Raw genomic sequence first — 9974 nt, forward strand, 5'->3', positions numbered from 1 at the left:
GAGCGGGCTTGCTCGCGATGCAGGCGCCGATTTTTTTCAGTTACACCGCTGCGATCCCATCGCGAGCAAGCCCGCTCCCACAGGGCAGACACAAAAAAACCGGCCAAGGCCGGTTTTTTTGTTGAGGCAGGCTATCAGAACTGGGCGTTCTGCAGGCCGTCCAGGTAGCGCTCGGTGTCCAGCGCTGCCATGCAACCGGCGCCAGCCGAGGTGATGGCCTGACGATAAACGTGGTCCGCCACGTCGCCCGCAGCAAACACGCCTTCAACGCTGGTCGCAGTAGCGTTGCCTTCACGGCCGCCCTGCACAACCATGTAGCCGTCTTTAAGCTCAAGCTGGCCTTCGAACAACGAAGTGTTCGGTGTGTGGCCGATGGCGATAAATACGCCATCGACTTTCAGCTCGTCAAAGCTGCCGTCGTTGTTCTTCAGGCGGGCACCGGTCACACCCATGTTGTCGCCCAGCACTTCGTCCAGGGTCGCATTCAGCTTGAGTTCGATCTTGCCTTCAGCAACACGGGCGTGCAGCTTGTCGATCAGGATCTTCTCGGCGCGGAAGGTTTCGCGACGGTGAACCAGGGTTACTTTGCTGGCGATATTGGCCAGGTACAGGGCCTCTTCAACCGCGGTGTTACCACCACCCACTACAGCAACAGGCTTGTTGCGGTAGAAGAAACCGTCACAGGTCGCACAGGCAGAAACGCCTTTGCCCATGAATGCCTCTTCCGACGGCAAGCCCAGATAACGGGCGCTGGCGCCGGTAGCGATGATCAGTGCGTCGCAGGTGAACGTACCGCTGTCACCCTTGAGGGTGAACGGACGGTTTTTCAGGTCCACTTCATTGATGTGGTCGAAAATGATTTCCGTCTCGAAACGCTCGGCATGCTCACGCATGCGTTCCATCAAGGCCGGGCCGGTCAGGCCGTGAACATCACCGGGCCAGTTGTCGACTTCGGTGGTGGTGGTCAGTTGACCGCCAGCCTGCATGCCCGTGATCAGCAGTGGTTTGAGGTTGGCGCGGGCCGCATAGACAGCGGCGCTGTAACCGGCAGGGCCGGAACCCAGAATAATCACACGCGAATGACGTACTTCAGACATGACTCACTCCTATGACCGCCCGCATTGAAACCGGGTCGGAACGCCGCTTTACCGGCTGGAATAAAAAGAAACCGTAAACCTGCCCAGGCTATGCCTGCAACGCGCAGATCCTGAAAAATATGGGTGAAGCATATAGAGGCCGCAGAGAGTAAGGAAATACGCATTAACAATCCAGCTCATAGCAGGTCTCTATGTAGTCGAAGTCGATTTTAGACGGCTTTGTTACAGTTATTGTCGATACTGCGACAAGGCTTTCGTCCTGCGGACAAAGCCGCTAAGGTCGCCCGGTTTTCCACTGTTCGGAGCACGCTATGCCCGCCCCTGTTCTCTCTGGCCCGCAGTACCTGCGTGAGGGCCTTAAGTTGATCCTCAGCCCAGGCTTGCGCCTGTTCGTGCTGCTGCCGTTACTGATCAATCTGGTGCTGTTCGTCGGATTGATTTATTTCGCCGGGCATCAGTTCAGCCTCTGGGTCGATACCTTGATGCCGACCCTGCCCAACTGGCTCGGTTTCCTCAACTACGTGTTGTGGCCACTGTTCGTGGTGCTGGTGGCGTTGATGGTGTTTTTCACCTTCACCATGCTGGCCAACATCATCGCCGCGCCATTTAACGGTTTTCTCTCGGAGAAGGTCGAAGCCGTGGTGCGCGGGGTCGATAATTCGCCACCTTTCAGCTGGGGCGAACTGGCCGCCATGGTGCCGCGCACCCTGGCCCGTGAAATGCGCAAGCTGGGCTACTTTCTGCCGCGGGCCATTGCCCTGCTGATCCTCTCGTTTATTCCGGTGCTCAACCTGATCGCGGCACCGCTGTGGCTGCTGTTCGGGATCTGGATGATGGCCATCCAGTACATCGACTACCCGGCCGACAACCACAAGCTGGGCTGGAACGAGATGCTCGCCTGGCTGCGCGAAAAACGCTGGCAGAGCATGAGTTTTGGCGGCATCGTCTATCTGGTGCTGCTGATCCCGGTGGTCAATATCCTGATGATGCCCGCAGCCGTTGCCGGTGCAACCCTGTTCTGGGTGCGCGAGCGTGGCGATGAAGCGCTGGCAGCCGCCAACCGCAGCCGCTGACTTCATCATTCCATCATCACCGTGACACATTGACGTCATGACCCCAACGCACACTGGGGTCATGACCACAGCCCTTCATATCGCACTTGTTACCGAAACCTTCGCCCCTGAAATCAATGGCGTGGCCAATACCCTTGGCCACCTGTGCGATGGCTTGCGCGCCCGCAACCACCGCGTGCAACTGATACGCCCACGCCAGAGCGCCGATGGCAACCAGCGCAGCAGCGACGACCTGATGCTCTGCCGCGGTTGGCCGCTGCCCGGTTATCCCGGCCTGCAATGGGGCCTGACCTCCACCCATCGCCTGACCAGGCGCTGGTGCCAGCACCCCCCTGACGTGGTTTATATCGCCACAGAGGGGCCCCTGGGGCTGTGCGCACTCAGGGTTGCCCGACGCCTCGGCATTACCGCGGTCACCGGCTTTCATACCAATTTTCAGCAGTACTTGCGCCAGCATGGCCTGACCCTGTTTACCCGGGCGCTGACTCACTACCTGCGCGGGTTTCACAACCGCTCGGCAATGACCCTGGTGCCCAGTGCCAGCCAACGCGTCGAGCTTGAGCGCAGGCATTTTGAACGCCTGGAGCTGCTGCCCCGTGGCGTCGATAGCCAGCTGTTCAGCCCGGCAAAACGTCAGAATGCCTTGCGCCAGAGTTGGGGGCTCAGAGAAAACGATATTGCCCTGTTGTATGTAGGACGCTTGGCACCGGAAAAAAATCTGGACGCACTCAAGCGCTGTTTCGATGAACTACAAGCCCGTTATCCCGCACGCCGCTTCAAATTGATCGTGGTGGGCAACGGCTCAAAACGTGCCTCACTGGAAGCCTCGTTGCCTGAGGCCATTTTTTGCGGGCAGCAGTCTGGCGAAGCGCTAGCGTGCCATTACGCATCCGGTGATGTGTTTTTGTTTCCCAGCCTGAGCGAAACTTTCGGCAACGTGGTGCTCGAAGCCCAGGCTTCAGGCCTGGGAGTGGTGGCCTATGACGAGGCTGCTGCCGGCTTGCATATTCGTCATGGCTACAACGGCGTACTGGCCATGCCGGGGGATGAATACGCCTGGATCGAAGCCGCCTGCTGGCTGCTTGATGACCCGGAAACCTTGCGCACCCTGCGCCTCAATGCCCGCTGCCATGCCAGTCGGCAAAGCTGGACGGGGATTGTCGAGCAGTTCGAAAACCAGTTGCAGCAGGCTCGCCAGGGCCGCGAATACGCAGCCCCGGTGCCGGTTCCGATGACCGTAAAAAAGCCTTAGGCCAGGGACTTCTCAATGGCCTGAATGACCGTGGCATCGTCTGGGGCGGTACGCGGTGAGAAACGCGCCAATACCCGGCCATCCTTGCCAACCAGAAACTTCTCGAAGTTCCAGGTAATTTCCCCTTCAAATTCGGCGCCCTCGCCTGCCAGCAACCGATAAAGCTGATGGCGGTCAGGCCCGTTGACCTCAAGCTTGCTGCTCAGAGGGAAAGTGACGCCGTAGTTGAGGCTGCAAAATGCCTGGATATCCTGCTCGCTCCCCGGTTCCTGCCCGGCGAACTGATTGCATGGCACGCCTAGAACGCTGAAGCCCTTGCCCTTGAATTGCTGGTAGAGGTTTTCCAGGGCTGCGTACTGAGGGGTCAAACCGCACTTGGAGGCGACATTCACTACCAGCACCACTTTGCCTTTAAAAGTCTCCAGCGGCAGCGGCTTGCCATCCAGCGCGTCCAGGGTAAGTTCGTGAAATGCACTCATGACGGACTCCAAAAATTCCCGTATCCACATTCAAACAATCGTTCAGCCTGCCGATTGCCCTCATAATCCAGGATGCAAAAAGGCGCCCGTAGGCGCCTTTCCTGGCTAGCTCTCATGTGAGCGTAGCAGCACTTGTCAGTGCTGATGACCGCCTTCACCGTGTACGTGGCCGTGAGCGATTTCTTCTTCGCTCGCGTCTCGGATAGCCACAACCTTGACCTTGAAGTTCAGACGCTGACCAGCCAGTGGGTGGTTACCGTCTACAGTCACGTCGTCGCCGTCCAGGTCACGGATGGTCACGATCTGCATTTGGCCGTCCGGCGCCGAAGCGTGGAACTGCATGCCAACTTCCAGTTGGTCAACGCCTTCGAACATGCTGCTGCTCAAGGTGCTGACCAGTTCGGCGGAGTACTCGCCGTACGCGTCTTCCGGCTCAACGGTAACGTCCAGCTCGTCACCGACGGCCTTGCCAACCAGAGCCTTTTCCAGACCCGGGATGATGTTGCCAGCGCCTTGCAGGTAAACCAGCGGCGCGCCGCCGGCGGAGCTGTCGATGACCTCACCAGCGTCGTTGGTCAGGGTATAGTCGATGGAGACAGCCTTGTTAGCGGCGATCGTCATGGGGCGAGACCTTTTGCAAAAAATAATGAGTTCGCAAGTTTAACCAAGCAATCGCCCGAAAGCGAACACAACCAAGACCAACGGATAATTTTGAAAACTTCAACGATCATTGGCTGGCGTCAGGATGAGGAGCAGCACTGGGTTACCGTGCTCTCCTGTGGCCACACACAGCACCAGCGCCATCAACCGCCCTGGCAATCCCGGCCGTGGGTGCTTGATCCCGGGCAACGCCAGGCCAAAATAGGCCAGCCCTTTGCCTGTGGCTGGTGTGCTCAAGAGGCGGATAGCGCTAATCTTGGCAATTGATTCAGGCACAAGCCCCGTTTAAAGGGTGTTGCCCTTGCACTGCCACGTCAGGAAGCTCGCATGCAAACTTTCTTTATCGCGCCCACCGATTTTGGTGTGGGTCTGACATCCATTAGCCTGGGCCTGGTTCGCACTCTTGAGCGCGCCGGGCTTAAAGTCGGGTTTTTCAAGCCCATTGCCCAGCCGCACCCGGGGGATTTGGGGCCGGAGCGCTCCACTGAACTGGTGGCCCGCACCCACGGCCTCAAGCCGCCTACCCCACTGGGCCTGGCCCATGTCGAGCGCATGCTGGGTGACGGCCAGCTCGATGAGTTGCTCGAAGAAATCATCAACCTCTATCAACAAGCGGCCATCGGCAAGGACGTGCTGATTGTCGAAGGCATGGTGCCCACCCGCACGGCCAGCTACGCGGCACGGGTCAACCTGCACCTGGCCAAGAGCCTGGATGCTGAAGTGATCCTGGTCTCGGCCCCGGAAAACGAAGTGCTGACCGAGCTGTCGGGTCGGGTGGAGTTGCAGGCCCAGCTGTTTGGCGGGCCAAAAGACCCGAAAGTGCTGGGCGTGATCCTCAACAAGGTGCGCACCGACGAAAGCATGGACGCTTTTGCGGCACGCCTCAAAGAGCATTCGCCGCTGCTGCGCAGTGGTGATTTCAAGTTACTGGGCTGCATTCCCTTTCAGCCCGAGCTGAATGCTCCACGCACCCGCGATGTGGCCGAATTGCTGGGAGCCCAGGTGCTCAATGCCGGGGACTATGAAACCCGTCGCATGTCGAAAATCATCCTCTGCGCACGCACGGTGCTCAACACCCTGCAACTGCTCAAACCGGGCGTGCTGGTGGTTACCCCGGGAGATCGCGACGACATTATCCTGGCCGTGAGCCTCGCTGCCATGAACGGCGTCCCGCTGGCCGGCCTGCTGCTGACCAGCGACACCCAGCCCGACCCACGCCTGATGGAACTCTGCCGTGGCGCCCTGCAGGCCGGGCTGCCGGTGCTGTCGGTGAGTACCGGCTCGTACGACACCGCCAACCGTCTCAACGGCCTGAACAAGGAAATTCCCATCGATGACCGCGAGCGCGCGGAAATCATCACTGATTTCGTCGCCAGCCACCTCGATGCCCACTGGCTGCACCAGCGCTGCGGTACACCCCGCGAAATGCGCCTCACCCCTGCAGTTTTTCGCTATCAGTTGATCCAGCGCGCCCAGCAGGCCAACAAACGCATTGTCCTGCCCGAAGGCAGCGAACCCCTGACCGTACAGGCTGCGGCCATTTGCCAGGCACGCGGTATCGCCCGTTGTGTGTTGCTGGCCAAGCCCGAAGAAGTCCAGGCAGTGGCCAAGGCCCACGGTTTTGAACTGCCCGAGGGACTGGAGATTCTTGACCCGGACCTGATCCGCGGCCGGTACGTCGAACCGATGGTGGCCCTGCGCAAAACCAAAAGCATCAACGCGCCGATGGCCGAGCAGCAACTGGAAGACCCGGTAGTGATTGGCACCATGATGCTGGCTCTGGATGAGGTCGACGGTCTGGTTTCAGGGGTGATCCACTCCACCGCCAACACCATCCGCCCTGCCCTGCAACTGATCAAAACCGCGCCGGGCTGTACGCTGGTGTCATCCGTGTTCTTCATGTTGTTCCCCGAGCAGGTGCTGGTGTATGGCGACTGCGTCATGAACCCGCACCCGAGCGCCACTGAACTGGCTGAGATCGCCCTGCAAAGTGCCGACTCTGCCGCTGCCTTCGGCATCACGCCACGGGTGGCCATGATCAGCTACTCCAGCGGCGAATCGGCCAGCGGTGAAGAAGTCGAAAAAGTCCGCGAAGCCACCCTTCTGGCGCACGAAGCGCAACATGCGCTGCTGATCGACGGCCCGTTGCAATACGACGCAGCAGCCAACGAAGTGGTGGCCAGGCAACTGGCGCCCAACAGCCAGGTGGCGGGCCGGGCCACGGTATTTGTGTTCCCCGACCTCAATACCGGCAACACCACGCACAAAGCCGTACAGCGCAGCGCTGACTGCGTCAGCCTGGGGCCTATGCTGCAAGGCCTGCGCAAACCGGTAAACGATCTGCCTCGCGGCGCACAAGTGGACGATATCGTCTACACCATCGCCCTTACGGCGATTCAAGCCGCCAACCGACCTATGGATGTGTAAATGCTGGACTTTCTGCCTGCGCCGATACGCGGCGTCATCGCTTCACTGCTGCTGGCGATCAACACCATCCTGTGTTGCACGCCGTTGTTTATCGTCGCGATTTTCAAGCTGTGCCTGCCGTTCCCGGCGGCGCAACGGCTGACCGACGAATTGATGCGCCGAATCCACGAAGCCTGGGTCGGCAACAACAACCGCTGGATGGACCTGATACGCAAGACCCGCTGGCATATCAAGGGCCTTGAAGGGCTGGACTATGAGCACTCGTATCTGGTGACCAGCAACCACCAGAGCTGGGTTGACATCATGGTGCTTCAATATGTGCTTAACAAACGCATCCGTCCGCTGAAGTTCTTCCTTAAACAGGAACTGATCTGGGTTCCGGTGATTGGCCTGGCGTGGTGGGCACTGGGCTTTCCGTTTATGAAACGCTATTCGAAGGCGTACCTGGCCAGGCACCCGGAAAAGAAAGGCGCTGACCTGGCAACTACGCGCAAGACCTGCGCCAAATTCAAGAACCAGTCGGTGGGCATCTTCAACTTCGTCGAAGGCACGCGCTTCACCGAAGCCAAGCATGCGCAACAGAACTCGCCGTTTCGCTACCTGCTCAAGCCCAAGGCCGGCGGTATCGCCTTCGTCCTGGACGCGATGGGCGAACAGCTGAAATCAATCGTCAACGTGACCATCCACTACCCGGGCGGGCGTCCGGGGTACTGGGACTTGTTGTGCGGCAATGTGAAGGACGTAGTCGTGGTGTTTGAAGAGCTGCAAATACCCGATGAATTCCTGGGCAAGAACTACGACCAGGACCCGGAGTACCGCCTGGCGTTCCAGGGCTGGATCAACCAGCTCTGGGAAGAGAAGGACCGCTTGCTGGAGCAGTTGCATCGGGACTATCCGGCACAGTGAAGAAGATCAAAAGCCCCTCACCCTAACCCTCTCCCAAAGGGAGAGGGGACTAAAGGCAAAAGCAGACCTGTACAACACCACAAATCAGCTCCCTCTCCCTCGGGAGAGGGCTGGGGGAAAATACAGCGCCCAACAAAAAGCCCGCCACCGATCACTCGGTGGCGGGCTTTTTAGTGCGGCTTAAATTGCGCCGCGTTGACGCAACAGGTCCAGCACCTGCTTGACGCTTTCTTCCAGTGACAGCGTTTGCGTGTCGACCACCAGGTCGGCATTCAACGGCACGTCATACGGGAAGGACTCACCCGGAATATTGTCGCCACCCGCCGCATACAAACCTTGCGGGTCTCGCTCGGCGCATACGGCCGGGGATGCCTGCACATACACGGTAAGCAGACGGTCGCTGCCGATCAGCGCCTTCGCCTGTTCACGGCCTTCGGCATCCGGTGCCACGAACGCGGCCAATGTCAGCAAGCCCGCTTCGTTAAACTGACGCGCCACGTGAGCGGCACGACGCCAGTTTTCCGTACGACCGGCACGATCCTGTGGCAGCCCCTTGTTCAGGTCATGGCGCAGGTTCTGACCATCGAGTACAAACACCGCACGGCCCATGTCGAACAGCTTGCGCTCAACAGCATAGGCCAGAGTGCTCTTGCCGGCGCCGGACAGGCCGCTGAACAGCACTGTGGCGGGTTGCTGGCCAAAGCGCTGGGCACGCTCTTCAACCGCCACATGCGCCAATTTACCATGATGGGTCGCGCTGCCATGACTCAACGGCTGTGCAACGATCATCCCGGCACCGACAGTGCCATTGGTCAAACGGTCGATGATGATAAACGAACCGGTGGTGCGGTTGCTGGCGTAGCCGTCCAGGGCGATCGGTGCATCGAGGCTGATCTTGACCTTGCCGATCTCGTTCAGTTGCAAGGCGCTGGCCGGGCCCTCTTCCAGGGTGTTCACATCGACCTTGTTGACGATGCTGGCAATCGAACCCGGTACATAGCTGGTGGCGCGCTTGATGTCGTACTTCTTGCCCGGCAGCATCGGCTCTTCAGCCATCCACACCAGCATGGCTTCGAAGTTGTCAGTCACCAGCGGCACATTGTCGGCATGCACCAACAGGTCGCCACGGGAGATGTCGATCTCGTCTTCCATGGTCAGCGTAACTGCCTGGCCCGGGCCTGCGTGTTCCAGCTCACCTTCAAAGGTGACGATGGATTTGACCCGGCTGCTCTTGCCCGACGGCAATACGACGATTTCATCGCCCTTGTGCACGATGCCGCTGGCCAGGGTACCGGCAAAACCACGGAAGTTCAGGTTCGGACGGTTCACGTACTGCACCGGGAAGCGCAGGTCGGTGAGGTTGCGGTCGGCCGCCACTTCCACGGTTTCGAGGATTTCCATCAGCGACTGGCCGGTGTACCACGGCGAGCGCTCGGACTTGTTCACCACGTTGTCGCCTTTAAGGGCGGACATCGGCACAAAGTGCAGGCTGGTAGGCTTCATCTTCAAGCCTTCGGCGAACTTCAGGTAGTCGGCCTTGATCGACTCGAACACACCCTCGTCGAAACCCTTGAGGTCCATCTTGTTGATGGCCACGACGATATGCTTGATGCCCAGCAACGAAGCAATAAAGCTGTGGCGACGGGTCTGGGTCTGCACGCCGTAACGGGCATCCACCAGAATGATCGCCAGGTCACAGGTCGATGCACCGGTGGCCATGTTGCGGGTGTACTGCTCATGGCCAGGGGTGTCGGCAATGATGAATTTGCGCTTGGCGGTGGAGAAATAACGATAAGCCACGTCGATGGTAATACCCTGCTCGCGCTCAGCTTGCAGGCCGTCTACCAGCAGCGCCAGGTCGATATCGTCGCCTGTGGTACCGCTTTTTTTCGAGTCGCGGGTAATGGCTTCCAGATGGTCTTCGTAGATCATCTTGGAGTCGTGCAGCAAGCGCCCGATCAGGGTGCTCTTGCCGTCGTCGACGTTGCCACAGGTCAGGAAACGCAGCATTTCCTTGCGTTCGTGCTGGCCCAGGTAGGCGAGGATGTCCTCGCTGATCAAATCAGATACGTGCGACATG

General features: G+C 59.3%; 8 protein-coding genes and 1 pseudogene. 5 read left to right on the plus strand and 4 right to left on the minus strand.

What is annotated here, in order from left to right:
- Nucleotides 1-134: 134 nt before the first annotated feature.
- Nucleotides 135-1097 carry a thioredoxin-disulfide reductase gene (gene trxB / locus FHL07_RS13490; RefSeq protein ID WP_016781820.1) on the minus strand — a complete coding sequence of 321 codons (963 nt, stop codon included), beginning with the start codon at nucleotides 1095-1097 and terminating at the stop codon, nucleotides 135-137.
- A gap of 311 nt (nucleotides 1098-1408) precedes the next feature.
- On the opposite strand from trxB, the gene cysZ reads away from it, so the two are divergent.
- Both cysZ and FHL07_RS13505 read left to right on the plus strand, forming a co-directional pair.
- Nucleotides 1409-2170 (plus strand): sulfate transporter CysZ, encoded by a 762-nt coding sequence (gene cysZ, locus FHL07_RS13500; RefSeq protein WP_095001162.1) that lies wholly within the window; start codon nucleotides 1409-1411, stop codon nucleotides 2168-2170.
- A gap of 61 nt (nucleotides 2171-2231) precedes the next feature.
- Nucleotides 2232-3422 (plus strand): glycosyltransferase family 4 protein, encoded by a 1191-nt coding sequence (locus FHL07_RS13505; RefSeq protein WP_232527634.1) that lies wholly within the window; start codon nucleotides 2232-2234, stop codon nucleotides 3420-3422.
- On the opposite strand, the gene FHL07_RS13510 is transcribed toward FHL07_RS13505, so the two are convergent.
- Both FHL07_RS13510 and FHL07_RS13515 read right to left on the minus strand, forming a co-directional pair.
- Nucleotides 3419-3901, minus strand: a complete 483-nt coding sequence (locus FHL07_RS13510) for a glutathione peroxidase (protein ID WP_095001160.1) — start codon at nucleotides 3899-3901, stop codon at nucleotides 3419-3421. The two genes, FHL07_RS13505 and FHL07_RS13510, sit on opposite strands and share 4 nt — an antisense overlap.
- Nucleotides 3902-4036: 135 nt before the next feature.
- The gene (locus FHL07_RS13515) at nucleotides 4037-4522 is read right to left on the minus strand and encodes an FKBP-type peptidyl-prolyl cis-trans isomerase (RefSeq protein WP_095001159.1); all 486 of its coding nucleotides are present in this window, start codon (nucleotides 4520-4522) and stop codon (nucleotides 4037-4039) included.
- On the opposite strand from FHL07_RS13515, the pseudogene FHL07_RS13520 reads away from it, so the two are divergent.
- The 3 genes and pseudogenes from FHL07_RS13520 (at nucleotide 4521) to FHL07_RS13530 (ending at nucleotide 7894) form a co-directional block, all read left to right on the plus strand.
- A pseudogene (locus FHL07_RS13520) lies at nucleotides 4521-4828 on the plus strand (DUF3565 domain-containing protein). The gene FHL07_RS13515 and the pseudogene FHL07_RS13520 overlap by 2 nt on opposite strands.
- Nucleotides 4829-4888: 60 nt before the next feature.
- The gene (gene pta, locus FHL07_RS13525) at nucleotides 4889-6988 is read left to right on the plus strand and encodes a phosphate acetyltransferase (RefSeq protein WP_095001158.1); all 2100 of its coding nucleotides are present in this window, start codon (nucleotides 4889-4891) and stop codon (nucleotides 6986-6988) included.
- Complete coding sequence (locus FHL07_RS13530; protein ID WP_095018235.1) at nucleotides 6989-7894, plus strand: acyltransferase; 906 nt, start codon at nucleotides 6989-6991, stop codon at nucleotides 7892-7894.
- Nucleotides 7895-8074: 180 nt separating this feature from the next.
- Here the strand turns inward: FHL07_RS13530 and cysN are convergent, their stop codons facing one another.
- Nucleotides 8075-9973 carry a sulfate adenylyltransferase subunit CysN gene (gene cysN / locus FHL07_RS13535; RefSeq protein WP_095018236.1) on the minus strand — a complete coding sequence of 633 codons (1899 nt, stop codon included), beginning with the start codon at nucleotides 9971-9973 and terminating at the stop codon, nucleotides 8075-8077.
- Between the last annotated feature and the right edge of the window lies 1 nt (nucleotide 9974).

Origin of the sequence: Pseudomonas sp. FSL W7-0098, from assembly GCF_005930585.1 — a bacterium.
GTDB classification, from domain to species: domain Bacteria; phylum Pseudomonadota; class Gammaproteobacteria; order Pseudomonadales; family Pseudomonadaceae; genus Aquipseudomonas; species Aquipseudomonas bubulae.

Coding starts and splice junctions, on each gene's coding strand:
- trxB (WP_016781820.1), bottom strand. CDS start 1,097: ATGTCTGAAGTACGTCATTCGCGTGTGATTATTCTGGGTTCCGGCCCT.
- cysZ (WP_095001162.1), top strand. CDS start 1,409: ATGCCCGCCCCTGTTCTCTCTGGCCCGCAGTACCTGCGTGAGGGCCTT.
- FHL07_RS13505 (WP_232527634.1), top strand. CDS start 2,232: ATGACCACAGCCCTTCATATCGCACTTGTTACCGAAACCTTCGCCCCT.
- FHL07_RS13510 (WP_095001160.1), bottom strand. CDS start 3,901: ATGAGTGCATTTCACGAACTTACCCTGGACGCGCTGGATGGCAAGCCG.
- FHL07_RS13515 (WP_095001159.1), bottom strand. CDS start 4,522: ATGACGATCGCCGCTAACAAGGCTGTCTCCATCGACTATACCCTGACC.
- pta (WP_095001158.1), top strand. CDS start 4,889: ATGCAAACTTTCTTTATCGCGCCCACCGATTTTGGTGTGGGTCTGACA.
- FHL07_RS13530 (WP_095018235.1), top strand. CDS start 6,989: ATGCTGGACTTTCTGCCTGCGCCGATACGCGGCGTCATCGCTTCACTG.
- cysN (WP_095018236.1), bottom strand. CDS start 9,973: ATGTCGCACGTATCTGATTTGATCAGCGAGGACATCCTCGCCTACCTG.